Here is a 23,179-nt window from a genome sequence, read left to right on the forward strand (position 1 = left end):
CCGGACAGGCGCTCTACCTCGGCAGCAGGGGTCAGCTGGGGGGTTGGGTTATTGAGAGGACCGCCCACGGCGGCAGGTTCAGGTCGATGTCCAGCACGCCGGCCGCCGAGACCGTGAGGGTCGTCGTGCGCAGCGCGTCGGCAGTGGTGCGCAGCTCGGCCGTCTGGGCCGGGGTGAGGTTGAGCGGCTCCCCCATGCGGTGCCAGGCCTCCGCGACGTTGCCGTGCTCCCAGTCGACCGACTCGACCCGGAAGACCGTGCCCGGGGCGAGGCCCTCGACGGTATGGCGGATCCTGCGGCCCGGCCCCATCTGGGCGAGCCTGCGCGTGGCCTCGTAGGTGGTCTCGGAGCCGACCGCCCTGGTGCCCATGTCGTCGGGGTAGTTGAGGAAGACCGCGGACACGGCGCCCGTCGTCGTGTCCCGGGTGATCACCCCGTGCGGAGTGGACGCCAGCACCGTGTCGCCGAGCCGGGACAGCATCGAGAAGGCGTGGAACGTCGGCTTGTGCAGACCCTGCTCGTTGACCAGGCCGAACCCGCCGTGGAACGGGCCGATGCCGGCGCCGCCCTCCTCGAACACGTCGGTGAAGGTCCAGTAGGCGATCGAGTCGGCCAGCGCGGCGCACCGCAGGTAGGCCCGGGTGATGTAGGTGGCGGCGAACAGCGTGTCGTGGATGGTGTCACGGCTCGACGGCGAGCTCGACCACTCCGTGATGTGCAGCTCGGCCCCGGGGAAAGGGCTGCCTGCGATGATCTTGCGGAGCGCGACCAGGTCGTCGTAGGTCGCGTCCACGTGGCGCCGGATGTGGCGCGCCTGCCCGGAGGCGCCGAACGCCACGTCCGTCGGGTACAGGTGGGTGGACAGGAAGTCGAGCGGGACGTCGCGGCGCGCGCACCAGTCGATGAACTCCTCGATCCACACGGGACGCCAGTCGAGCGCGTCGACGTCGTCCGCCTCCGCCGCCACGTGCTCGACGGAGCGGTCCTCCCACTCCCCCTTGTAGCGCTCGTCGGGGACGAACACGCTCGTGGACGGCCCGCCCACCTTGAGCTCCCCGTCGATCGCCTTGATCGCCAGGGCCGTGGCCTCGTACAGCTCGAAGTACTGCGTCCGGGTGCCCGTCCAGAAGTACGGCACCAGGTTCGGTTCGTTCCACACCTCGAACCGCCACCGGCGCACCTCGTCCAGGCCGTAGCGCTCGACCCAGTGCGTCACCGTGGAGGTGACCAGGTCGACCCAGCGCGCCATGTCCTTGGGCGGGCTGCAGTGCGCCTTCCACCAGAACAGCGTCTCGGTCTCCGTGGCCAACTCGCGCGGCATGAAGCCCAGCTCCACGAACGGGCGCGCGCCCGTCTCGAGGATGAAGTCGAACACCTTGTCGACGTAGGCGAACGTCAGCACCGGCTCGTCGAGCGGGGTCTGCGGGCCGAAACCCCCGCCGTCGCTGGCGCGGTAGACGAACATGTCGTCGTGGAACAGCCCGTGGAAGCGCACGAACCGCGCCCCGAGCTCCGTGACGGCCTCGCGGAAGTGCCCCTGCCAGTCCGCTCGGAGCGCCTCGTTCGCGCGGCCGGCGCCGACGCACTCGTTCCATACGTGTCGCAGCGGTACCTCGGCCGGCGCCGCGCCGTCGACCCGCAGCTCCGTCAGTTCCGTCGGTTCCGTCCAAGTCATCTGGTTCTCCACCATGTTCTCTCTGTCCTCTCTCACGGGTGTCGGGTCAGCCCTTGACGGCGCCGAGGCTCAGCCCGGACTGCCAGAAGCGCTGCAGGCAGATGAACGCCACGATCAGCGGGATGATCGTAAGCAGCGACGACGTCAGGACCAGGTTCTGGAGCAGCTCCCCGTTGCCCGCGGTGGAGGCCAGCTTGTTCCACTGGTTGATGCCCACGGTCAGCGGGTACCAGTCGGGGTCCTTGAGCATGATCAACGGCAGGAAGTAGTTGTTCCAGATCGACACGAACGAGAAGAGCAGCACCGTCACCGTCGCCGGGACGAGCATCGGCAGGGCGATCTGCCAGAACGTCCGGAACTCGCCCGCGCCGTCGATCTTCGCCGCCTCCAGCAGGCCGGTGGGTACCGCCTCCGCGGCGAACACCCACATGAGGTAGAGCCCGAACGGGTTGAGGAACGACGGGATCAGCACCGCCCACGGCGTGTTGGTGAGGCCGAGCTGCGCGAAGAGCAGGAACTGCGGGATGGCCAGCGCGATGCCCGGGACCGAGATGGCGCCCAGCACCACGAACAGGAAGACCCGCTTGCCCGTGAACTCCAGCTTCGCGAGCGCGTAGCCGCCGAGCGCGGCAAGGAACGTCGAGACCAGTGCCCCGGCGACGACGTACAGGAGGGTGTTGAGCAGCCAGCGCCCGAAGATGCCGCCGTCATAGGTGAAGACCTCGGCGATGTTGTCGAACAGCGCGAACCGCGTGCCGAACGAGAAGCCGAAGCTGGTGACGAAGTCCGCCTGCGACTTGGTGGAGTTGATCGCCAGCCAGACCAGCGGCACCAGGCAGTAGAGGGTGAACAGCCCCGTCAGGAAGGTCAGGGTGCCGCTCTTGCGGGGGTTGGTGAGGGTGTACAGCTGTCGGCGTGCCGTGCGGCCGGGACGCCGGACGTCAGCGGTGGTCGTCATGGGAGGTCTCCGGCTGCTACTGGTCGAGGGCATCTCTCATCCCCCGGATCTGGACCGCGTACGCGATGGCGATGGTGAACGCGGCCATCACCAGGGCGAGAGCGGCGGCGTAACCCTGCTGCGAGCCCGTGAACGCGAGGTTGAACGCGTAGAGGTTGGGCGTGTAGTAGCTGGTGATGCCGCTGTTGGCGACCATCGACGGGAGGATCTGGGGCTCGTTGAAGATCTGGAACGTGCCGATGATCGAGAAGATGATCGTGATCACGAGCGAGCCACGCAGCGCGGGCAGCTTGATCGCCCGGATCACCCGGAACTCCCCCGCGCCGTCGATCGCCGCCGCCTCGTACAGCTCGTGCGGGACCGCCTTGAGCACGCTGTCGAAGATCAGCATGTTGTACCCGGTGAAGGCCCAGGTGACCATGATCCCGATGGCGATGAGCGTCGTACTCGGCCGGAACGGGTCGAGGTCGGTACCGAGCCAGCCGTTGATGCTGCCGAACAGCCCGTAGCGGACGCCGAGCATGAAGCCCCACATCAGCGTCGAGACGATGGCCGGCACGGCGTAGGGCAGGAAGATCGCCACCCGCATGAACCGCATGCCCCGAAGGCGCATCGAGTCCATCGCCAGCGCCAGCAGCAGGGCGAGCACCAGCATGATCGGCACCTGGATCAGCGTGAACCAGACGACGCGGGAGACGCCGTCCCAGAACTGCGGGTCCACGAACAGCTTGCTGTAGTTGTCCAGGCCGACGAAGGACCTGCCGCCCACCATCTGGTCCTGGAAGAGGCTGAGGTACGCGGCGTAGGTGATCGGCACGATGAACACCAGGGCGAACAGGATGCCGAACGGGGCGACGAACGCCCAGCCGATCTGCCGCCTGCGACTAGTCAACGGTGAACCCCTGCTCGTTGCCGTACTCGATGGATCGCTCCTGCCAGGTCTGCAGGACCTCCGTGAGCGAGCCCTCGCCCGAGGTGTAGAACGGCGTGGCGATGTCGGCGTAGGCGCTGCGGGCCCACTCGAAGAACGGCGGGTACTGCCAGCCGACGGCGGCGATGTTCGAGGCCTCCGCGAGGACCTCACCGGTCTTCTGGTCGCCGAAGTAGGGGTTCTCCACGTCCTGGAACTCCGGGCTGTCCAGCACGGACTTGTTGGGGACGAACGCACCGGCGTCGACCCGGGGCTGCAGGCCCTCACCGTGCGTGAAGTACTCGAGGAAGGTGAAGGCCGCCTCCTTGTTGGCCGCTGCCTCCGGGATGCCGAAGGCCGAGCCGCCGTTCTCGGCGCCGACCTTCTCGCCCTCCTCCCACTGGGGCATGAGGGAGACCCGGAAGTCGCCCTTGGCGTCCGGAGCCCGCTCGGGCAGGGTCGAGGTGAGCCAGCCGCCCATGTTCTGCGAGGCGAGCGTGCCGTCGTTGAGCGCGCGGTTCCAGTCGTCGGACCAGGCGCTGATCTTGGTGTTGACCAGGTCCTCGTCGAGCATCTTCTGCCAGAAGGCGACCGCCTTCTGGGTGCCGTCGTCGGAGAAGTCGATGTGCACGGTGGTGCCGTCGACCTCGAACGGGCGTCCGCCGGCCTGCCAGATCAGGGAGAGCAGGAAGAACAGGTCGTTCGTGTCCTGGGTGATGTAGTAGTCGTCGCCCAGCGCGCGGATCTTCTTGGCGGCCTCGTAGTACTCGTCCCAGGTCGCGGGCGCCTCCTTGATCCCCGCCTCGGCGAAGGTCGCCTCGTTCCAGAACATGACGGCGGGGCCGTAGTCCGAGGGCAGGGCGTAGACACCGTCGTCGATGGTGACGTTGTTCCAGGCCGAGGGCACGTAGTCGGCCTCCAGCTCGGTCGCGCCCAGCGGGCCCAGGTCGGCGAGCTTGCCGGGGATCGCGAAGTACGGGACCGCGAAGTACTCGAACATCACCAGGTCGGGGACGCCCGACCCGGCCTGGATCGCGTTGTCGAGCGCCTGGTACTCGTCGGAGGACGAGCCGGCGTTCACGACCTCGACCTTGATGCCGGGGTTGGCCTTCTCGAACTCCGGGACCGCGAGCTCGACCGTGCCGTCCCAGCTCCACACCGTCAGCGTCACCGGGTCGTCAGCGGTGCCACCGCCGCCGTCGGCCCCGCTCGACGTGCCTGCCGCCCCTGAGCACGCGGCGAGCGCACCGGCCGTCACGAGCGCGACGCCGACCGCCCATGCCTTGGTAAGAAGCCTCATCACCCTGTCCCTCCTCGTTGAGAGTGCCGCGAAATACTTTCGCAACTTTATCGATCAAGCAGGGACTGTAGCGACGGTCCTCCGGACGCGTCAACAGTCGAGGACATGTGCGTTGCTGAGCAGATTGACGCCACGCCCGACTGTCGGTAGGGTTCGAAACAGTTTCGAGAAAGGGAACATCATGGTCGGCAGGCCTTCGACCGGGCGCCCGACGCTCGCCGACGTCGCGCGAGAGGCGGGCGTCTCCCCCGGCACCGCGTCCAAGGCGCTCAACGGTCGCCTCGACATCGCCGAGGACACCCGCAAGCGGGTGCTGGAGGCGGTCGCCGCGCTCGGCTACCGGCCCACCACCGCGCAGTGGGAACCGACGCGCACCCGCACCATCGCGGCGGTGACCGACGTGGTGACCTCGCCGTACATCTCGAACGTGCTCCAGGGCCTCCTCGCGGCGGCCGCGGGTGCCAGGACCGACGTCCTGGTGCGGCTGGCGCCCGACCGCGCGGTGCGTGCCACCAAGGCCGCCGCCCGGGCGTGGGTGGCCGAGCAGAAGGAGTCCGGGGTCGTGGGCATCGTCGGCATCACGCTGGCGGAGCCCAATGCCGTGCTCCAGGCCGCGAAAGAGGTGTACATGCCGTTCGTGATGATCGATCCGGTCAGCCTGGACGACCCGCGGATCGTCAGCGTCGGGTCGGCCAACTGGGCCGGCGCGCGCACCGCCACGGAGCATCTCCTGGAGCTGGGCCACCAGCGCATCGGATGGATCGGCGGACCCACCGCCTCGGCGGCCGCCCGCGAACGCTTCCACGGCTACCGGGCGGCGCTGGACTCCGCGGGGATCAGCCTGGACCGGTCCCTGGTACGCAGCGACCCCTTCTCGATCGAGACCGGGCTCGAGCACGGCCGCGAGCTGCTCTCGCTGCCCCAGCCCCCGACGGCGGTCGTCACCGGTGACGACGAGATCGCCGTCGGTGTGCTCGCTGCGGCGCGCGAGCTGCGGGTCGCCGTGCCTGAGCAGCTCAGCGTCGTCGGCTTCGACGACACGCCACAGGCCAGCTGGACGACGCCGCAGCTCACCTCGGTGCACCAGCCGCTGGCGGGGATGGGTCAGATGGCCGTCGAGACGGTGCTCGCCATGGCGGACGGCGTCCAGCCCGCGTCACGCCACATCCAGCTCGCCACCAGCCTCACCGTCCGCGACTCGACCGCCCCGCCCCCGGGGACGACGAGGTAGTGGCAGCCGGACTCAGTGCTGGGCGAACTGGACCCCAGTCGGCTGCACGACGTCCGCGCGCACCGGGAGCCCTCTGACGGTCAGCTGTTCGCCGTAGATGTCCGTGATCCTGATGTCACCGCCGCACCCGCTGCCGTTCTCGGAGAGGAAGTAGTTGTACCCGGTACGGGGCAACGCCCGCCAGCCGTCCCCGGCGTCAACCTCCAGCTTCGCGACCGGGTTCCGGTGGTCGATCGCCTGGATGCCGCACCACCACTGGCTCGACCCGTCCTTGTACCGGATGGAGATCGTGTCCGCCGTATCAGGGCTCAGCAGGCTCCAGGTGACCGGGATCCGGCCGAGCTGTGGATCGGCGAGCTCGGCGAAGGCCTGCTTGCTGAGGTCGAGCTGCCCGGGCGCGCAGGGCAGGGGGCACACGTTGGTGACGCGCGCCGTGACGGCGTTGCCGTTCGCCGCGCGGACGAGCACGGTGGCGCCGCACGCCCTGGAGTTCTCGTAGTCGGTCTCGTTCATCGCCACGACCATCATGTCGTCGCTCGGGCCGAAGCTGCAGGCGCCGTTGCCGTCCGCGGCCTCGTAGTGGGTGGCGTCGCCCTCGTACGTGGTCCCGGGATTGATCCGTCCTGCGGACGCGGCGGTGGTCGACGGCGGCGGCGGGGTCGCGCTGGGCGATGCCCGATGCGTCCGGGCGAAGGCACCGGACCTCGGACTCGGGGACGCGGTCGGAGTCGGGCTGACCGAGGGGGTCGGGGTGGCGGTGGGGGTGCTCACCGGCGAGCCGCCGGCGGCTGCGACGGCCGCGGTCCGCGCGACGTCGGCCGCACCGCCGGAGAGCGACCCGATGACCGGGTAGGCGAGAACGGCCACGACAGCCACCGCCGCCACGGCGCCCCACATGAACCAAGATCTGCGCCCGCCCTGCCGCGCGCCGTGCCTCGCTGTCTTCATGGTTGTCCGTTCGAAGGATCGAGGCAGTGATACGCAGGTCGGTGACCACAAGCCGCGCAAAGGTTACCAACGCCACAACCCTTCCGAAAGGCCCAATGTGAGCGCTAACGCGACGCGATCGTGCCCGCTGGCATCGGTGTCGAGGGCGCCTCACCGTCGAGCCCCACACCGTGTCGGAGCCAGGGACGAGAGCCCGACCGAGTTCCGTCAGGGACACTGGAGCACAGCAATGTCTGCCAAGTTGAGGAGTCTTAGTGCCCCAGGGAACTGTCCGATGGTTCGACGCCGACCGAGGGTTCGGCTTCATCGACCTCGGGAACGAGGCCGAGGACCTGTTCGTCCACGCGTCCGAGATCGTCGGCGACGACGGACCGAAGCTTCTCCGCGAGGGGCAGGCCGTCGAGTTCGAGGTGGGCGAGGGTGAGCGTGGCCCGCAGGCACGCCGCGTCCGCGTCACGGGTGACCAGGCCGCCGACGCGCCCGTGGGCGTGCTGGGCACCGTCAGCTGGTACGAGCCGGCCAAGGGATACGGCTTCGTCACGCCCGACGACGGCCGCGGCGAGATCTTCGTGCACAGCTCGGCCATCGTCGGGGGCGGTGTGATCTCGGAGGGGCAGCGGGTGGCGTTCCTCGTCGTCGACGGGGAGAAGGGGCCGCAGGCCGACCACCTGCTGCCGCTCGGGGCGCAGGCCGCACAGGCCGCGCAGGCTGCGAGGCCGGTGTCCGACGGCGCGGACGGCACGGTGTCCTGGTACGACGACGCCAAGGGCTTCGGGTTCATCGCTCCCGACTCGGGCGACGAGGACGTCTTCGTCCACGTCCGTGCGCTCGGCCCGGGAATGACCGAGCTCGCCGAGGGTGCCCGCGTGACGTTCGACGTCGTCGACGGCGACAAGGGGCCGAACGCCCGCAACGTGCGGCTCGTACGCGGCTCCGGCAACGGCAACGCACGAACGGCCACGGACCGCGGTCGGCCGAGCCGGACCGCGGCGTCGGGCGGGCCCGTACGCGGCGGTGAGGGCACCGTCGCGCGCTACGACGCCGACCGCGGTTTCGGCTTCATCACACCCGACGCCGGGGGCGCGGACCTGTTCGTGCACGTGTCGGTCGTGCGGGGCGACGAGGTCCTGGAAGAGGGTGACCGGGTCCGGTTCAAGGTACGTCAGAGCGACCGTGGGCCGCAGGCCGACAGCGTCGAGCTGCTGTGAGCTGAGGCCGCCCGACCTGCTTGCTCGCACGGAGCAAGCAGGTCTACCCGGCTGACCAGAGAGCGGGAACCAGCTCGGCGTGGTCCCGGAAGACGATCTCCCAGTGGTCGAGGTACTCCACGGCCCACTCGTCGTCGTCGACGCGCGCGGTGATCATGCCGATGCCCCACCGCCCCGGCCGCCAGCGTGCGGCGAACACCGCGGTTCCGGCCGGGTACGGATCCTCGTGCTGCAGGAAGTCCTGCACCAGCTCCTCGGGGAGCCGCGGACGGCCGGGCGCGGCGTCGACCCACCGTTGCGTGGGCTCGAGCATGGCCCACGCGCGGGCGAGCTCGCCGACGTAGTTCACGCCGGCACTTTCGGAGGCCGACCAGGGTGGGAGCGTCATGGTGCAACGGTTCCACCGCGCCTGCCGGCTCGCCTCTTATCTAGCCCCGATGAGCGGGTGAAGAGCGCCGGCGAGCTCGCTCACGATCCGTGAGATCGATCTGCTGGCCATCGTCACCCCCGGCACGTACGACGTGCTCGTAGAACCGTTCGTGTGCCGCCGCGGCGGCCGTCCAGCTGTGCCGGGCGGCGAGCTCGCGGCCCGCGGCCCCGTCCTGGCCTGCGCCGTCGAGGGCAGCGGCGAGCGCCGCGGCGATCTGCGGCACGTCGGACGCGTAGACGACGGCGTCGCCGAAGACCTCGCGGGTGACGGGCAGGTCGCGGGCCACCACGGGCACGCCCGCCGCGAGTGCCTCCATGGCGGCGAGTCCGAATCCTTCCTTGGTGGACACGAAGCCGAGGACGGCGGCCGCGGCGACGAGGGCGGGGACGTCGTCGTCGGCGAGGGTGCCCAGCACGATGGGGTCGATGCCGAGCTCGGCGCACCGCTGGTCGAAGCGGGCGCGGTAGGGGCGGTAGTCGAAGAGGGTCTCGCCGCCGCCGAGGACGAGGCGCAGGTCCGGGTGGTCGGCGCACAGCAGGGCGAAGGCTTCGAGGAGGTCGATGCTGCCCTTGCGGGGTTCGATGCCGCCGAGGGCGAGCACGTAGTCGCCCAGCTCGGTGCGCCAGCGGGTACGGGCATCGGCTCCGTCGGGTCCGGCGGCGCGGGCGAAGCGGGCGGAGTCGACGCCGTTCGGGATGACGGTGGGGCGCAGGCCGTAGCCGTCGTGCACCTCCTGCGCGACGGCGCGCGAGACGCACAGCCGGGCGATCGGGTCGGTGATCGCCCGCTCGTGGCACTCGACCAGGCGGGGCGTCGTGAACTCGTCGAGATGGTGGACCGTGCGTACGCAGGGGCCGACGGCGTTGGCGGAGATGCAGTCCTGCGCGTGGACCACGTCGTAGCCGGAGGGGTCGAACGCGGCGGTCATGGTCTGGATCGAGCGCTCGATGCGGTCGCCGACGCTCTCGTCGTCGCGGGCGGCGAACGGCACGACACGCACCTCGACCGCTGGGTCGACCGGCCGGAAGAACGCGTCGTCGCCGCCCCGGCCCAGCGTCCAGACCGTGACCTGGTGGCCGCGGGCGGCGAGCGCCTCGGCGAGGGCGAGGGTGTGCACGACCCCGCCGCGCGGTTTGGTCGAGTAGGTGGTCTGGGCGATGCGCACGGTCTTCCGTCCTCCTGGGTTCGGCCGACCGGGTCGGGTCAGCCGGGGCTTCGGCTCGGCGTCGGGCGCGCGGTGAGGGTGTAGGCGCTCTCGACGCGGTCGCGCAGGTGGTTCATGGTGCGGCGGGCGCGGGCGACGTCGGCCGCCACGTCGGCGGTGGCGATCGCCAGCCCGCCCTTGGCCCAGGTCTTGGCGACGATCTCGCCGGCCGGGTCGACGACCTTGGCCTGGCCGAGGAACCGCAGCCCGCCGAGCACCCCGGTCTGGTTGGCGGAGACGAGGTAGATCTGGTTCTCCGCCGCCCGGGCACAGTCGTACAGGTCGAAGAGGTGGGCCTGACGGTCGTTGCGCAGCCGGTCGGAGCGGTCGGTGACGCTCGCGGGCCAGGCGCTGAGGCAGGCGATGATCTCCGCGCCGTCGAGCGCGAGCGAGCGCGCCGACTCGGGGAAGGTCTTGTCGAAGTCGATGAGCATGCCGAGGCGGCCCACGGGGGTGTCGAAGGCGTCGAACCCGGTTCCCGGCCGGTATGCCTCGGACTCGCCGAGCGGCAGGTGCACCTTGCGGTGCACCCCGAGCACTCCGTCGCCGTGCACGCAGACGGCGGTGTTGTACCGGACCTCGGCGCCGTCGGCGTGCGCCCGCTCGGCGATGCCGAAGCAGACGACCATGTCGCCCGCCATCTGCTGGACGGCCGCGACCTCCGGCCCGTCGAGGTCCACGGCCGCCGGCAGGCCCTGGTCGGTGGGGTGGTACATGTCGTGCAGGTACCCGCCGATCGTGGCGTCCGGGAGCACGAGCAGGTCGACGCCGCGTTCGCGGGCCTGGTCGATGATGCCGGGCAGCTTGGCGAGAGTGCGGTCGATGTCGCGTCCGAAGTGCGCCGCGACCGCACCCATGGTGGTCGTAGACATGCGCTACAGCGTAGGTTGTCCGTCATCCCGCTGCGGCCGACGACGACGCGGGCGCGGGCTCGGTGAGCGTGTGGGCGGCGGGCCCGTCCCACGAGCCGCCGGCCCGCCAGTCCCGTACCGCGGCGGCCACGTGCCCCGTGTCCTGCGCGATGCCGAGGAACCGGCCCGATCCCCAGGTGTGCAGCCAGGGCAGTCCGACGAACGACAGCCCGGGCACGGGGCTCAGTCCGCGCACGTGCCGGGGGTGCCCCTCGGGGTCGAGCACCGCGGGTGCGAGGTCGCCGAGCCAGGTCCAGTCGGCTCGGAACCCGACCGACCACACCACCGCGGCGAGGCCCGCGAGGTCGAGCCGTTCGAGCTCGGCGCCGGGGCGCCACACCGGGACGTATCGCTCCTCGGGCGGGGCGTCTATCCCCTGGGTCTCGATCCACCGGTCGATGTCGTCCTTGATGGACTCGGCCACCGAGTCGGCGTGGTCGAGGTCGCGGGCGAGCGTCGGGGAGAACGTCAGCGCGCGGCCGGAGCCGTCGTCGACCACTCCGGTGGCGCGGCCGTACAGCCGCATGCCCCGGCGGGCGAAGTCGCGCAGGTCGAGGTCCCGGCCGCCGTCACGCCCGGTGACGTAGTGGTTGGTCGACTCGCGCTTGGCCAGGCCGCGGGCAGCGACGGGCACGTCGTACACGCCCATCTCGGCCAGCCACGTCATGCAGTCCTTGCCCCGGTAGCGGCGGGCCACACGGGGTGCCCGCCCCGCCGCCAGGTGTACCTCGCGCCCCGCGAGGAGGAGGTCCTCGGCGATCTGCGTCCCGGACTGGCCGGTGCCGACCACGAGCACCGGACCGGGCGGGAGCTCGTCCGCGCTGCGGTAGTCGTACGACTGCACCTGCACGACGTGCTCGGGCAGGGCGGCCGCCCAGGACGGCACCACGGGGACGTGGTAGCCGCCGACGGCCGCCGTGACCGCGTTCGCCGTCACGGTTCCCGCCGTCGTGGTGACGACGAAGCCGCCGCCCGGCCGCGGGGCGAGGCCTGTGACCGTGACGCCCTCGGCGACCGGCGCGTCGAAGGTGTCCGCGTACCGGCGCACCCATTCGTACACCTCGTCGCGGCGCATGAATCCGTCCGGGTCGGGGCCGTCGTAGGGGTAACCGGGCAGCCGGCAGTGCCAGTTGGGTGTGACCAGGGTGAACGCGTCCCAGCGCCCGTCGCGCCACTCGTGCGCGACGCTGTCGCGCTCGACCACGAGGTGGTCGACGCCGGCGGCGACCAGGTGGTGGCTCACCGAGAGCCCCGCCTGGCCGCCGCCGACGACGAGCACCTCGTGGTGGGCGCCGTCCACGACCCGCGCCGCCCTCATGCCGTGCCTCCCGGCCGGGCGGCGCCGTCCGGCAGCGGCAGGGGCGGCTCCATGCTGAGCACCTCCACCTCACCGTCGGCGTCGAAGAACCTCGCCGCCTGCCGGATCTCGGCCTCCTGCTGCAGGGCCGACGCGCACCCCATGCCGTACCGGGCCCGCACGCGGTCGCTCGCCTGCTGGAGCGCGCGGCTGGAGCGGTCCACGAAGTCGGCCACGCGGTAGCGGCCCCCGACCTCGAGGTGGTCGTGCATCACGAGGCTCGGTGAGTAGCAGCTCGCCGTGGACCCGTCGGGCCAGCGCACGTCGAACGTCATCTCAGGCATGAGCTGCCGCCTTCCAGGCCGAGGACTCGGGGGTGTCCTGCGCCGTGACGGCCGCGTAGACGTCCGGTCGCCGGTCGCGCAGGTGGAACATGCCGCCCCGCATCGCGCGGAACGTGCTCTCGACGTCGATCTGCGCGACGGCGAGACCCGCGTCCAGCAGGGTCGTGGCCAGCACGTTCCCGCCCGGGTCGACGACCTTGGCGTTGCCGACGTAGCGCAGCGACCCGAAGGTGCCTGCCTGGTTGGACGCGATCCAGAACACCTGATTGTCGAGCGCGCGAGCGGCGTCGAACAGGTTGAACCGGTAGGTCCACCGGTCCTGCTGCAGGTCCTCGGCGGTCGCGGTGCGAGCCGCCGGCCAGGCCGACAGGCTCACCACGATCTCCGCGCCGTCCAGGGCGAGCGCCCGCGCGGCCTCCGGGAAGGCCTTGTCGTAGCAGATCTGCAGGCCGACGCGCCCCACCGGGGTGTCGAACGCCCGGTAGGTGTCCCCGGCGGCGTACGACATGTTCTCGCCCAGCGGCTGGTGCACCTTGCGGTAGGACCCGTAGATCCGCTCGCCGTCCAGGCAGACGGCCGCGTTGTAGCGGGTCTCGCCGTCGTCGTCGAGCTCGCAGAAGCCGATGCACACCACCGTCTTCCCCGCGAGCTCCTGGACCCGCCGGATCTCCGGCCCGTCCAGCTGGACCGCCGGCGGCAGCGAGCGCTGCGTGGTCCGCACCGTGTCCCCGTGGTTGCCCAGCGAGGACAGGTAGCCCCCGATGGACGCCTCGGGGAACACGACGAGCTGCGCGCCGGCGGCACGGGCCTCGCCCAGGAGCTTCTCGATGAGCGCGTAGTTCTGCTCGAGGTCGCGAGTGAAGTTCGCCGACACGGCGGCGACGGTGATGGTCACGGCTGCTGCTCCTCCTGTTGCTGGTTGGCCGCTGACAGGTGGGTCGGTTACAAGTTGTAGGTGGAGTTGATGATCGCGCCCTTGCGCGCGTAGTGGATCACCGCGTCCTGCACGTCCAGCGGGTGGGCCGGGATCACCCCCGCGATGAGGTCCTCCTCGCGCGCACCGTGCAGCGACAGGCCGAACCGGCAGCAGAACACCGTGCCGCCCTCGGCGATGAACGTCTTGAGCGCCTCGTTGATGTTCTGCTCGCCCGGGAACGCGCTGTCGCCCGTGGTCGGGAACCCGCGGGTGTCCAGGGCGTTGATCGCGCCGGGCCCGTAGAAGTAGACGGCGGACTCGAAGCCCTTCCGCAGCGCGCGGGTGGCCTGGAGGATCGCGACGAAGCTCACCGACGACTCGTGCGCGATGCCGTGCACCAGCGTCAGGTACGACTGACCCGGCTCGGCCTGGTAGTCGGGGAAGATCTTGGTCGAGCCGTACAGGTTGCTGCCCTTCGGCAGCGACGGGTGCGGGATCTCCGCGAGCGACGCGTCGATGTTGGCCTGGATCTGCTCGTCGTACGACATGGTCCTTGCTCCTTGGATAGTGGATGGTGCGCTCGTTCGGCACTGCGGGTGGTGCGGTCTGGGGGCGCGGGCGCAGGTCCCGCGCGGGTGTTCCGGTCAGGCGTGCCCGAGGCCGGTCGCGGCGCCGGGCACCGCGACGGTGGTCACGCCGTCGGGCCAGCGCAGTCGGACGCCGGGCTCGGTGGTCAGCTCGCCGCACTCGGCGGTGGTCGCCAGGGGCGTCGTCATGCGCCCGGTTCCGGGTGGGTCGGCGGTGAGCATCGCGAACCCCGGGAAGCAAGTCAGCCACTCCCCCGTCACCGCGCCGGACGGCGTGGGCACGGCGGCGACGTCGATGGTCGCGCCGGTGCCCGACGCCTCGGCGAGCATCGCCGTCGTGCCGACCATCCCGGCCATGCTCACGTCCTTGGCCGCGGCCGGGCGGGCCGCCCAGACCGTGCCCGCCAGGTGCCGCAGCTCGGCCGCGGACCGGGACGACGTGGAGTCCCACTGCCTGCCCTCGAACCCCCGGCGCCAGCGCCCCGAGAGATCGGCGGTCAGGGACAGGGCATGCCCGGGACGCCCGCCGCCACCGGGCACGGGGTGGCCGGTGCGCCCGAGCGCCGTCACCGACAGGGAGGCGGGCACCCCGAGCTGGGTGTGCCCGCCGAGCACCGGCACGCCCCAGGCCTGCGACCCGCTGTGCAGGCCGTTGAGGATCCGGCGCGCGAACGACGCCGTCGGCGCGCCGACCGCGTCGGTCAGCCCGATGGGGAGGGCGCCCATCGCGGTCAGGTCGTTGATGTTCACCAGCACCGCGCACCAGCCGGCCCACTCGGGGTCGCGCTCGACGAGGCCGGGCAGGATGGCGTCGCACGCGGCGACCAGGTCCGTGCCCGGCACGGGAGCGCCGTCGTCACCCACGAACCCGGCGCCACCCAGCGCGGCAGGACCCGTGTGCTCGCGCAGCGGTCCGACGAGGCCGGCTAGCGCGGACTTGGTCGCCGTGACGAGGTCGGCGACCCGGTTCATCGGCCGGCGCATGAGCACGTGCGGCTCGCCGTGGACGTCCTCGGTACCCCAGGCCTGCCAGCCGAGGCGCTCGAACAGCACCTGGTTGCGGCGCTGGACCGTGGCCTCGAAGCGCAGCACGCCCAGCTCCGCCACCCGGTCGCACGCCGCCCGGACCAGCGCGGCGCCGATCCCGCCGGCCCTGCGCGCCCCGGGGGCGACGACGAGCCGGCTACCGGTCCACCAGCCGATGTCCCGGCCGACGGCGTCGAGCGCCGCGAGCGCCGGCGCGATCCGCACGCCGCCGAGCACGCGGTCCTCGGCGTCGACCGCGACGAGCACCTCCGTGCGCTCGTCGTCGTCGAGCCGGTCGAGGTCGTGGCCGGTGAACAGGCCCTGCTCCACGACGAACGCGTCCCGGCGCAGTGCTCGGTAGGCGGTCAGGTGGCGCCGCTCGGCCGGGCGTACGGTCCAGGGCGCCACGGACGGCAGCGACCTGCCGGTGAGGGTGGGGACGTCGAGCATGTCAGCCTCCCACCGTCGCGAGCGCGCTGCAGGCGCCGCACGCCGCGCAGCCCGCGGCCTGGTCGGATCCCCGCATCCCCGCGGCGGCGAGCAGCCGCCCGACCCGCCGGGTGACGTCCGCGACCACCGCGCGGTGCGGTGCCGGGACGTGGTCGACGTCGGTCGCCAGCGTGCCGGCGAGCGGCCGGAACGGGACGACGAACGGATAGACGCCCATGTCGATGAGCTCACCGGCGGACTCGACCAGCTCGTCCGGGTCCTCGCCGAGGCCCACGAGCAGGTAGGTCGATACCTGGTTCCGGCCGAACACGCGCACCGCCTCACGCCAGGCCGCGCGGTACTCGTCGAGCGAGACGGTCGCCTTGCCCGGCATCCAGCGCCGGCGTACGGCGTCGTCCATCGACTCGACGTGGATCCCGATGGACCGCGCGCCCGCCTCGTACAGGTCGGTGATGGCCCGCAGGTCCGCGGGGGGCTCGCACTGCACCTGGACCTGCAGCTCGGGTACCGCGTCCTTCACCGCGCGGACGCAGCGCGCCAGGTGCTTCGCACCCCGGTCCCAGCCGTTGGAGGTACCGGTGGTCATGACCATCTGGGAGACGCCGTCCAGCTCCCGCGCCGCCCGGGCGACCTCGGCGAGCACGGCCGGCGTCTTGACGGCGATCGTGGTGCCGGAGCGCAGGGACGACTCGATGGAGCAGAACCGGCAGCGCTCGCTCTCGTCGTAGCGGACGCACGTCTGGACCACGGTCGTGGCCAGCACGTCCTTCCCGTGCAGCTTGGCGATCTTGTCGTAGGGGGTGCCGTCCGCGGTGGTCCGGTCATAGAATCGCGGGCGGACGACCGGTTCGACATCCATCCCGAGGTCGGCGCCGTCGAGGGTCAGCCGACCCTGCGAGACGACGTACGGGCTGTCGGGGTTGAGCGGGATCGCGGCGCCCGCACCACCGATGACGAAGTGTCCGTCGTCGCTCGGCCCGGCACCGCCTGCGCGGCGGACCGGAGCGTCGCTGCGTACCCCGAGCAGCGAGATGCTCACCCGGGTCGAGAGGTTGTCCGTCGGCGTCATGGCCACTAGTAGATGGGCCTGTCTTTACCGACTGGTTTCAACCGGAATACGAACGTGTGACTTGTTGTTACAACTTCGTGCCATTACGGGGCAGTCATGACGGCGAGGAGCTGCGCGCGCTGTGCAGGGACTCGAACCCGCCGCTGTCCGCCTGACCACCGCCGCGGAGCCCGCTCGTCTCGTGCCGCCGGTCCGCTCGGCGGCACGAGTGCACGCGGGACACGCTAGATCCCGAAGACGCGCTCCGCCGTGCCGGCAATGACCGCCTGCCGCTCGCCGGCCGTCAGGTCCGCGATCGCGTACCGGAACGCCTGGACCACATCGGTGTAGCTGGAGTACAGCCGCTCGACCGGCCAGTTCGACCCGAGGAAGACCCGGTCGGCGCCGAACGCCTCGATCGGCGCCAGCACCCACGGGCGCCGGGACGCCGGCGTCCAGCCGGGCTCGACCATGCCGAGCGACGACACCTTGCAGAACGTGTTGGGCTCCGCCGCGAGCGCTCGCAGCATGGTCCGCCAGGCCTCGAACGTCTCCGGGGTGCGGTCCGGCGGCATGCCGGCCTGGTCGAGCACGAAGCCCGTCCCGGGGTGGGAACGCACGAGGTCGAGCGCCGCCGCGACGTTCTCCGGCCCGACGGTGTGGAAGAACAGCCCGCCGGTCCGACCGAGCTCGGCGTACCCGCGGCGGAACGCGGGATCGGCGAACCGGGCGGCCGGCCCCATCTCCCGCACGCCCCGGAAGACGCGGTGGGCGCGGTGCCGGGCGAGCTGCTCGGCGGCGTCAGGTGCGGTGAGATCACAGGTGACGACGGCGGCGTCGGGCCAGCCGGTCTCGTCGGCGAGCCGCTGGAGCCAGGCCGTCTCGGTGACGGGGTCGCGGGCACCGAACGCCGCGCTCATGTGCACCACCTTGGTCAGCCCCGCGAGCCGTCCCTCTGCCCGCAGCTCGGGTACGGAGAAGCGGGCCGTGCGGACGGCGACGAGGTCCCCGAAGGGGAACTCGTCGCCGTCCAGCCAGCCGTACCCGAGGTCGTGGTCGCGCCGGTCCCACAGGTGCACGTGGGTGTCGACGAACGGGGTGTCGTCGTCCGCGGGGCTGCCGACCATCAGGCGTGCGGCTTGATGTTGAGGTTGACCCCCAGCGCGGCCTCGGTGTCCAGCACCGTCCAGGAGCCGCCCGGGTAGTACGCCTCGACGCGTTTGGCGAACCCTGCCGCCTCCAGGTCGCCGACGACGGCGTCGCGCGCGTCGCCGACCGCGAACCCGAGGTGGTGCACACCCTCGCCGTGCGCCGTGAGGAACTCGCGGAACGTGGACGGGTTGGCGTCGGGCTCGTTGAGCTCGATGACCACCTGGCCGCCGGGGACCGTGATGACGGCGAGCCGCAGCCGGTACCCGGCCGGCTGCCCGCGGTAGGTCTCGTCGGGGTTGGGCTCCAGCGTCACCACCTCCGGCCGCTCGATGTCGAACAGGGCGCACCACCGGTCGAGCGAGGCCTCGATGTCCTCGACCGCGAGCGCCACCTGGATCAGCCCGCCGACGGGCACCGGCGCGCTCATGCCCACGGCTCGTCCGCGACGACGACGTCCCGGTGGATACGCGCCGACTCCTCGATCGCGAGGCCGAGGGCGTGGTCCTGGCAGGCCGCGGCGAGCGAGTAGGGCCCTTCGGCCTCCCCGCGGGCCCAGGCGCCGACGGCGACCAGGTTGTCGGCGACCGCCAGGTCGTCCTCGGACAGGCGGGTGCCCACCCAGGCGTTGCGCCAGACGACCTTGCCGTTGAAGGACGCGTGGACGACCTCGTTGCCCTCGAGGTTCATGTCGATGCCGGTGCGGCGGTACTCGATGCGGGAGGTGACCGGGTCGTGGCCGTCCCACGAGGTCACGGTGTCGTCGACCAGCTCGCCGAGCTTGCCGCGCACGACGACGCGGCGCGCCAGCAGCGGGTTCCACCACTGCATGTTCATGAAGTCGTAGACGCCGACCCTGCCGTCGCCGAAGTCGAGCGTCGCGTAGGTGGAGGTCTGCACCTCGGGCTGCGGGTCGGTGTTCCACCCGTCGAAACCGAGCGGCAGCGCCATCCGGGTCTCGAAGGTGCGCCCGGACACGACGGCCCGCTCGGTGCCGACGTCGAGGAACGCGCGGATGAGCGACGTCGCGTGGTAGAGATGCGTCGAGGCGATCTCGACGGCCTGCGGCGTACCGATGACGCCGTCGGCGATGACCGCCAGGCGGGCGGCGTGTCCGGGCATGAGCACGTACTGCTCGGCCACCTGGACGAGGGACTCGTCCTTGATGGTGGTCCACAGGTCGCGCAGGCCGGCCAGGTCCGGCGCGGGCGGGGTCTCGGCGAGCACGCGCACGCCGCGGGCGGTCAGCTCCTTGAGGATGCCGGGCATGGCGGGCCAGGAGACGTCGGCGATCACGAACTCCGGCTCGTGGGCGAGGAGCTCGTCCAGCGAGGTGACGCCGGGTACGCCGTACCGGGCCTGGATCGTGTCGGCCTTGGCCTGGTCGCGTGCCAGGACGGCGACCGGCTGGAGCCGGGCGGGGTCGGCGGCGGCGACACGCAGGTGGAACTGCGCGCGCCACCCCGTGCCGATGACGGCGAGACGTACGGGGTTGCTCATGGGTGCTGTCCTCTCGGTCATACGTCAGTACTTGTGGTTCCGGCGGTGTCAGGCGGGGTCAGACCTGGCTCATGCCGCCGTCGACGGTGAGCTCGATCCCGGCGACGTAGCTGGACTCGTCGCTCGCCAGGAAGCACACCGCGGCGGCGACCTCCTCGGGGAGCCCGACCCGGCGCAGCGGGATCTGCGCGACGACGGCCGCCTCGACGTCGTCCGACCCGCCGGTGAACGCGTCGAACCCGGCCGTACGGGTGGGTCCGGGGCTCACCGCGTTCGCGCGGATCCCCCGGTGGCCGAGCTCGGCCGTGAGGGTGCGCGCCAGGGAGCGCACCGCGGCCTTGCTCGCGTTGTAGACGGCGTGGCCGGGACCGCCGTTGGTGCCCGCGATCGACGACGTGAGCACGATCGACGCGCCGTCCGCCAGGTGCGCGGCCAGTGCCTGCACCGTCAGGACCGTGCCGCGGAACGTCAGCCCCGCGACGGCGTCGAACTTCTCGGGCGTCAGCCCGCTCACCGGCGTCGCCTCGACGTCGCGGCCCGCGTTGACGTGCAGCACGTCGATCTTGCGCCCGAGCCGGGCGACGGCGTCCGCCAGCCGGGCGAGGTCCTCGACGCTGCCCGCGTCGCCGACCACGCCGACGGCTCGCGGCCCCAGCCGGGCCACCGCGGCCTCGACCGAGGCGGCCGAGCGCGACGTGACGACGACCGTCGCGCCCTCGGCGACGAAGCGGGTCGCGACCGCCAGGCCGATGCCCGCCGTCCCCGCCGTGACGACGGCGAGCCGTCCTTCGAGCAAGCCCACGGGACTCTCCTTGGTGATCACTTGAGCGCGCCCGCCGCGAGGCCGCGCTCGAAGTACTTCTGCAGCGCGAGGTAGGCGACGAGCATGGGGACGGCGGCGATGACCGCCGCGGCGAGCACCCCGGTCTGGTCGTTCGTGTACTGGCTGACGAAGTACGACGGGAGCAGCGTCAGGACCTGCCGGCCGGGGTCGTTGAGCATGAGCATCGGCAGCAGGTACGCGTTCCACGCCGCGATGAGCGTGAGCACCACGATGGCGGCGGCGATGGGCCGGGTGAGCGGCAGGACGACGCGCCAGAAGACCTGCCAGATGTTGGCGCCGTCGACGCGGGCGGCGTCCATGATCTCGGACGGGATGCCGTCGTAGAAGTTGCGGGCCAGCAGCGTCGTGAACGGGATCTGCAGCGCGGCGACGGGCAGGATGACCGCGACGAGCTGGTTGTACATGTCGAAGGTCGAGGCCGTGACGAACAGCGGGGTGAGCAGCACGGCCTCGGGCATGGTCAGCGCCAGGAGCAGCGCCCAGAACCAGATCTCCTTGCCCGCGATGCGCAGCTTGGAGAACCCGAACGCCGCGAGCATCGTGCAGGCGTAGACGATCAGGATCGCGAACACCGAGATGAGCACCGAGTTGAGCAGGTAGGTGGGCAGGACGCCGGTCTCCCAGACCTTGACGTAGTTGCCGAGGCCCCGGCCGCCGAGCGACCCCTGGACCATCGCCACCAGCGGGAGCAGGAACGGCAGCGCCATCAGCGTCACGACGAGCTGGATGACGATCTTCGAGGTGAGCGAACGTGTCACGAGCATGGTCAGGCCTTTCCCTCGTGCCGGTTGCGCAGCGACATGAAGACGCCGCAGGCGAGTGCGAGGACGAGGAGCGCGACGGAGATCGCGGCGGCGTAGCCGAACCGCTTCTCGGACAGCATCGTGTGGTAGATGTACGTGCCCAGGAACTCGGTCGCGTAGTTGGGGCCGCCCTTGGTGATGAGGTACGGCCAGTCGAACGTCTTGAGCGCCCCGATCAGACCGAGGGTCGCGAGGGCCACCGTGGTGCCCTTGCACATGGGCCACACGACCGACCACAGGGTGCGCAGGTTCCCGGCGCCGTCCATGCGGGCCGCCTCGAGGATCTCGGTGTCGATCTGGCTCATGGCGGCGTAGAAGAGGATGAAGGTCAGGCCGGTCCACTGCCAGATCGTGGCGATCATGACGACGCCCATCGCGGTCGTGCCGCCGGCCAGCCAGGTCTGCGTGAGGCCGTCGAGCCCGACGGCCCGCAGGAGGGTGTTGAGCTGGCCGTCCGCGTCGAAGATCTGGCGGAAGACGGGCGCCATGGTCGCGGGCGCCAGGACGGTCGGCACGAAGACGACGACCTTGTACACCCCGCGCAGATACACCTGGGAGTGCATGAGCGCCGCGAACGTGAAGCCGAGCGCCGTCTGCACGGTGAAGGTGACGACGTAGAAGACGGCGGTGTGCGTCAGGGCCTTCCAGAAGACGGGGTCGCCGAACATCTCCGCGAAGTTCGCGAGCCCCAGGAACGTGGGCTCCGTGAGGATGAAGCCGTTCCAGTCCAGGGCGGAGACGTAGCCGGTGTAGCCGATCGAGAAGTAGATCAGGCCGACCACGACGACGATCGCGGGCAGGATCCACGGCAGGCCGTTCGCCGTCGGTCTCAGCCCCCGGCGTCGCCGCGCCACCGCGGGCGCACCTCCGGTGGGTGTCGCGGCGTCAGGCAGCGTTGCACTGATGCTCATTGCTTGTCCTTCGGGTCTTGGGTGGCTCGTGCCTGATGAAGGGGTGGACCGGCCGCAAGGGGTCGACCGGCCCACCCCGGTCGGTCACTCCGCGGCGGCGACGCCCTGGAGGGTCTGCAGGGCGTCCGGGATCGACGTGTCCCCGCCGGCGACGCCCACCAGGGCGTCACGGAAGGCGGTGTTGAGCTCGGCGCTGACGGTGGCGAAGCGCGGCTGTGTCGAGGCGGCGGCCGTCTCGGTGTACGCCGACAGGACGTCGGCCTGCGCCTCCGGGTCCACGAGGTCGATCTGGTCCCAGTCGGGCGTGATGCCCGCCAGCGCGGGGATGTTGTTCAGCGTGTCCGCGACCGACTGCTGACCTGTCTGCGACGTCGCGAGCCAGGTGACGAACGTGGTCGCCGCCGCCTGGTTGTCCGAGCGACCGGAGACCGCCAGGCCGTAGTCGGCGTCGCCGAACATGTTGCCGACGTTGCCGGTGCCCGCGAGGTCGGGGAAGTCGACGGGGACGAGGGTGATCGGCTCCGGGTCCGACACACCCGCTGCCTCCATGGCCGTGACCATCGAGTCCTTGACGGCGTACTGCGTGTACCAGGAGCCCATCATGATCATGGCGTACTTGCCCTGCATGAACTCGTTGTTCGCGTCGGGGTACTGCTGCAGGCCGACGGCGCCCTCCTGCATGATCCCCTCGTCGAACAGCGACTTCCAGGCCTCCATCGCCCGCGTGAACTTCTGGCCGGAGTCGCCCTCGGTGAACGACGCCTCCCCCACCGTCGCCTTCTGATAGAGCCCGGGCTCGATGTTCTCGACGATGGCCTCGAACGTGTCCATGTCGAACGCCCACTGGCCGGCGCCCTGGACGAAGCAGCCCTCGCCCGCCGCCTCGAGCGTGTCGCACACCTGCTTCCAGCTGGCGAGGTCCGTCGGGGGCTCGAGGTCGTACTTCTCGAAGATGCCCTGGTTGATCCAGAGGTTCCCGGAGTAGACGGCGCCGGCGGAGAGCCCTACCAGCTTGTCGTCGACGGTGAGGCCGCTGACGCCCAGCTCGGAGACCTTGCTGGACCAGTCCGGCCCCAGCGCCTCCTCGACGGCGGGCTTGAGGTCGATCGCCCCCGGCCCGAAGGTGTCGACGCCGCCGTTCGCCGAACCCGGGGCGACGTTGAACACGTCCGGCCCGTCCGACGACGTGATGGCCGGCGAGAGCACCGAGTCGTAGCTGTCGATCGGCTTCGAGACGAACTCGACCTCGATGTCGGGGTACTCTTCGTTGAACGCCGCGATGAGCTTCTCGGCGTTGATGGCGTCCGGGGTCCAGCCCCACCAGGTGATGCTGCCCGCGGTCGCGTCCCCGGTCGTCGCGCCGCCCTGGCTGCCCGGAGCGCACGCCGCCAGGAGCAGGCTCGCCGTGGCCACCGCTGCGACAGCCCCGACCCTGCGGGCCGACAACGTCTTCTTCGACGTCTGCATCTCTGCGTCCTTTCCTCGTCCTCGGGACCGATGCGGCACTTCCGAGGTGCGAAAGTTTCTTT

Annotated in this window: 23 protein-coding genes; 2 read left to right on the plus strand and 21 right to left on the minus strand. The window is 71.1% G+C overall.

Annotation, left to right across the window (positions count from 1 at the left end):
• Positions 1–31: 31 nt before the first annotated feature.
• From ACQEVI_RS27585 to ACQEVI_RS27600, 4 genes are read right to left on the minus strand one after another with little or no spacing between them, the layout of a single operon-like run.
• On the minus strand, positions 32–1,675 hold the full coding sequence (locus ACQEVI_RS27585) for a GH39 family glycosyl hydrolase (protein WP_432906218.1): 1,644 nt from the start codon (positions 1,673–1,675) through the stop codon (positions 32–34).
• Between the two features lie 46 nt (positions 1,676–1,721).
• The gene (locus ACQEVI_RS27590) at positions 1,722–2,633 is read right to left on the minus strand and encodes a carbohydrate ABC transporter permease (RefSeq protein WP_432906221.1); all 912 of its coding nucleotides are present in this window, start codon (positions 2,631–2,633) and stop codon (positions 1,722–1,724) included.
• A 16-nt stretch (positions 2,634–2,649) separates the two neighbouring features.
• Positions 2,650–3,525: a carbohydrate ABC transporter permease gene (locus ACQEVI_RS27595; RefSeq protein WP_432906223.1), complete on the minus strand. Its 876-nt coding sequence runs from the start codon at positions 3,523–3,525 to the stop codon at positions 2,650–2,652.
• Positions 3,518–4,843 (minus strand): ABC transporter substrate-binding protein, encoded by a 1,326-nt coding sequence (locus ACQEVI_RS27600; RefSeq protein WP_432906225.1) that lies wholly within the window; start codon positions 4,841–4,843, stop codon positions 3,518–3,520. Before ACQEVI_RS27600 ends, ACQEVI_RS27595 begins: the two co-directional genes overlap by 8 nt.
• Before the next feature lie 181 nt (positions 4,844–5,024).
• Here ACQEVI_RS27600 and ACQEVI_RS27605 point away from each other — a divergent pair, with 181 nt between their 5' ends.
• Positions 5,025–6,074, plus strand: coding sequence for a LacI family DNA-binding transcriptional regulator (locus ACQEVI_RS27605; RefSeq protein ID WP_432906228.1), 1,050 nt, complete (start codon positions 5,025–5,027; stop codon positions 6,072–6,074).
• A 12-nt stretch (positions 6,075–6,086) separates the two neighbouring features.
• On the opposite strand, the gene ACQEVI_RS27610 is transcribed toward ACQEVI_RS27605, so the two are convergent.
• Entirely contained in the window at positions 6,087–7,022 is a 936-nt protein-coding gene (locus tag ACQEVI_RS27610) for an expansin EXLX1 family cellulose-binding protein (protein ID WP_432906231.1), read from the minus strand.
• A 254-nt stretch (positions 7,023–7,276) separates the two neighbouring features.
• Between ACQEVI_RS27610 and ACQEVI_RS27615 the strand changes: the two genes are divergently transcribed.
• Positions 7,277–8,230 (plus strand): cold-shock protein, encoded by a 954-nt coding sequence (locus tag ACQEVI_RS27615; protein ID WP_432906234.1) that lies wholly within the window; start codon positions 7,277–7,279, stop codon positions 8,228–8,230.
• Positions 8,231–8,273: 43 nt separating this feature from the next.
• Here ACQEVI_RS27615 and ACQEVI_RS27620 read toward each other — a convergent pair whose 3' ends face one another.
• From ACQEVI_RS27620 to ACQEVI_RS27695, 16 genes are all read right to left on the minus strand, one after another.
• Entirely contained in the window at positions 8,274–8,618 is a 345-nt protein-coding gene (locus ACQEVI_RS27620) for a tudor domain-containing protein (protein WP_432906237.1), read from the minus strand.
• Positions 8,619–8,658: 40 nt separating this feature from the next.
• Positions 8,659–9,825, minus strand: a complete 1,167-nt coding sequence (locus tag ACQEVI_RS27625) for an MSMEG_0565 family glycosyltransferase (protein WP_432906239.1) — start codon at positions 9,823–9,825, stop codon at positions 8,659–8,661.
• A 38-nt stretch (positions 9,826–9,863) separates the two neighbouring features.
• A complete protein-coding gene (locus tag ACQEVI_RS27630) occupies positions 9,864–10,736 on the minus strand; it encodes a carbon-nitrogen hydrolase family protein (protein ID WP_432906242.1) in 873 nt (290 codons plus the stop codon).
• A 22-nt stretch (positions 10,737–10,758) separates the two neighbouring features.
• Positions 10,759–12,093 carry an MSMEG_0569 family flavin-dependent oxidoreductase gene (locus tag ACQEVI_RS27635; protein WP_432906245.1) on the minus strand — a complete coding sequence of 445 codons (1,335 nt, stop codon included), beginning with the start codon at positions 12,091–12,093 and terminating at the stop codon, positions 10,759–10,761.
• The gene (locus ACQEVI_RS27640) at positions 12,090–12,416 is read right to left on the minus strand and encodes an MSMEG_0570 family nitrogen starvation response protein (protein WP_432906248.1); all 327 of its coding nucleotides are present in this window, start codon (positions 12,414–12,416) and stop codon (positions 12,090–12,092) included. Before ACQEVI_RS27640 ends, ACQEVI_RS27635 begins: the two co-directional genes overlap by 4 nt.
• Entirely contained in the window at positions 12,409–13,311 is a 903-nt protein-coding gene (locus ACQEVI_RS27645) for a carbon-nitrogen hydrolase family protein (RefSeq protein ID WP_432906251.1), read from the minus strand. Before ACQEVI_RS27645 ends, ACQEVI_RS27640 begins: the two co-directional genes overlap by 8 nt.
• Positions 13,312–13,358: 47 nt before the next feature.
• Positions 13,359–13,880: an MSMEG_0572/Sll0783 family nitrogen starvation response protein gene (locus ACQEVI_RS27650; protein ID WP_116675504.1), complete on the minus strand. Its 522-nt coding sequence runs from the start codon at positions 13,878–13,880 to the stop codon at positions 13,359–13,361.
• 96 nt (positions 13,881–13,976) lie between these two features.
• Complete coding sequence (locus tag ACQEVI_RS27655) at positions 13,977–15,395, minus strand: MSMEG_0567/sll0787 family protein (protein WP_432906256.1); 1,419 nt, start codon at positions 15,393–15,395, stop codon at positions 13,977–13,979.
• Position 15,396: 1 nt separating this feature from the next.
• The gene (locus ACQEVI_RS27660; RefSeq protein WP_432906259.1) at positions 15,397–16,464 is read right to left on the minus strand and encodes an MSMEG_0568 family radical SAM protein; all 1,068 of its coding nucleotides are present in this window, start codon (positions 16,462–16,464) and stop codon (positions 15,397–15,399) included.
• Positions 16,465–16,688: 224 nt separating this feature from the next.
• Positions 16,689–17,570 carry an amidohydrolase family protein gene (locus ACQEVI_RS27665; RefSeq protein WP_432906262.1) on the minus strand — a complete coding sequence of 294 codons (882 nt, stop codon included), beginning with the start codon at positions 17,568–17,570 and terminating at the stop codon, positions 16,689–16,691.
• Positions 17,570–18,022, minus strand: a complete 453-nt coding sequence (locus ACQEVI_RS27670; protein ID WP_432906265.1) for a VOC family protein — start codon at positions 18,020–18,022, stop codon at positions 17,570–17,572. Before ACQEVI_RS27670 ends, ACQEVI_RS27665 begins: the two co-directional genes overlap by 1 nt.
• Positions 18,019–19,092 (minus strand): Gfo/Idh/MocA family protein, encoded by a 1,074-nt coding sequence (locus ACQEVI_RS27675; RefSeq protein WP_432906268.1) that lies wholly within the window; start codon positions 19,090–19,092, stop codon positions 18,019–18,021. Before ACQEVI_RS27675 ends, ACQEVI_RS27670 begins: the two co-directional genes overlap by 4 nt.
• A 58-nt stretch (positions 19,093–19,150) precedes the next feature.
• Positions 19,151–19,894: an SDR family NAD(P)-dependent oxidoreductase gene (locus tag ACQEVI_RS27680; protein WP_432906271.1), complete on the minus strand. Its 744-nt coding sequence runs from the start codon at positions 19,892–19,894 to the stop codon at positions 19,151–19,153.
• A 17-nt stretch (positions 19,895–19,911) separates the two neighbouring features.
• A complete protein-coding gene (locus ACQEVI_RS27685; protein WP_432906274.1) occupies positions 19,912–20,700 on the minus strand; it encodes a carbohydrate ABC transporter permease in 789 nt (262 codons plus the stop codon).
• A 2-nt stretch (positions 20,701–20,702) separates the two neighbouring features.
• On the minus strand, positions 20,703–21,650 hold the full coding sequence (locus tag ACQEVI_RS27690; RefSeq protein WP_432906277.1) for a carbohydrate ABC transporter permease: 948 nt from the start codon (positions 21,648–21,650) through the stop codon (positions 20,703–20,705).
• 84 nt (positions 21,651–21,734) lie between these two features.
• Complete coding sequence (locus tag ACQEVI_RS27695) at positions 21,735–23,117, minus strand: ABC transporter substrate-binding protein (RefSeq protein ID WP_432906280.1); 1,383 nt, start codon at positions 23,115–23,117, stop codon at positions 21,735–21,737.
• Positions 23,118–23,179 lie beyond the last annotated feature (62 nt).

The organism is Promicromonospora sp. CA-289599, assembly GCF_050936155.1.
Lineage (GTDB): Bacteria > Actinomycetota > Actinomycetes > Actinomycetales > Cellulomonadaceae > Promicromonospora.

Excerpts from the sequence above, each read along its gene's own strand:
- ACQEVI_RS27685 (WP_432906274.1), bottom strand. The coding sequence starts at position 20,700 with ATGCTCGTGACACGTTCGCTCACCTCGAAGATCGTCATCCAGCTCGTC.
- ACQEVI_RS27585 (WP_432906218.1), bottom strand. The coding sequence starts at position 1,675 with ATGACTTGGACGGAACCGACGGAACTGACGGAGCTGCGGGTCGACGGC.
- ACQEVI_RS27590 (WP_432906221.1), bottom strand. The coding sequence starts at position 2,633 with ATGACGACCACCGCTGACGTCCGGCGTCCCGGCCGCACGGCACGCCGA.
- ACQEVI_RS27695 (WP_432906280.1), bottom strand. The coding sequence starts at position 23,117 with ATGCAGACGTCGAAGAAGACGTTGTCGGCCCGCAGGGTCGGGGCTGTC.
- ACQEVI_RS27655 (WP_432906256.1), bottom strand. The coding sequence starts at position 15,395 with ATGCTCGACGTCCCCACCCTCACCGGCAGGTCGCTGCCGTCCGTGGCG.
- ACQEVI_RS27620 (WP_432906237.1), bottom strand. The coding sequence starts at position 8,618 with ATGACGCTCCCACCCTGGTCGGCCTCCGAAAGTGCCGGCGTGAACTAC.
- ACQEVI_RS27635 (WP_432906245.1), bottom strand. The coding sequence starts at position 12,093 with ATGAGGGCGGCGCGGGTCGTGGACGGCGCCCACCACGAGGTGCTCGTC.
- ACQEVI_RS27670 (WP_432906265.1), bottom strand. The coding sequence starts at position 18,022 with ATGAGCGCGCCGGTGCCCGTCGGCGGGCTGATCCAGGTGGCGCTCGCG.
- ACQEVI_RS27610 (WP_432906231.1), bottom strand. The coding sequence starts at position 7,022 with ATGAAGACAGCGAGGCACGGCGCGCGGCAGGGCGGGCGCAGATCTTGG.
- ACQEVI_RS27660 (WP_432906259.1), bottom strand. The coding sequence starts at position 16,464 with ATGACGCCGACGGACAACCTCTCGACCCGGGTGAGCATCTCGCTGCTC.
- ACQEVI_RS27650 (WP_116675504.1), bottom strand. The coding sequence starts at position 13,880 with ATGTCGTACGACGAGCAGATCCAGGCCAACATCGACGCGTCGCTCGCG.
- ACQEVI_RS27690 (WP_432906277.1), bottom strand. The coding sequence starts at position 21,650 with ATGAGCATCAGTGCAACGCTGCCTGACGCCGCGACACCCACCGGAGGT.
- ACQEVI_RS27675 (WP_432906268.1), bottom strand. The coding sequence starts at position 19,092 with ATGAGCAACCCCGTACGTCTCGCCGTCATCGGCACGGGGTGGCGCGCG.
- ACQEVI_RS27605 (WP_432906228.1), top strand. The coding sequence starts at position 5,025 with ATGGTCGGCAGGCCTTCGACCGGGCGCCCGACGCTCGCCGACGTCGCG.
- ACQEVI_RS27640 (WP_432906248.1), bottom strand. The coding sequence starts at position 12,416 with ATGCCTGAGATGACGTTCGACGTGCGCTGGCCCGACGGGTCCACGGCG.
- ACQEVI_RS27600 (WP_432906225.1), bottom strand. The coding sequence starts at position 4,843 with ATGAGGCTTCTTACCAAGGCATGGGCGGTCGGCGTCGCGCTCGTGACG.
- ACQEVI_RS27665 (WP_432906262.1), bottom strand. The coding sequence starts at position 17,570 with ATGGTCGGCAGCCCCGCGGACGACGACACCCCGTTCGTCGACACCCAC.
- ACQEVI_RS27630 (WP_432906242.1), bottom strand. The coding sequence starts at position 10,736 with ATGTCTACGACCACCATGGGTGCGGTCGCGGCGCACTTCGGACGCGAC.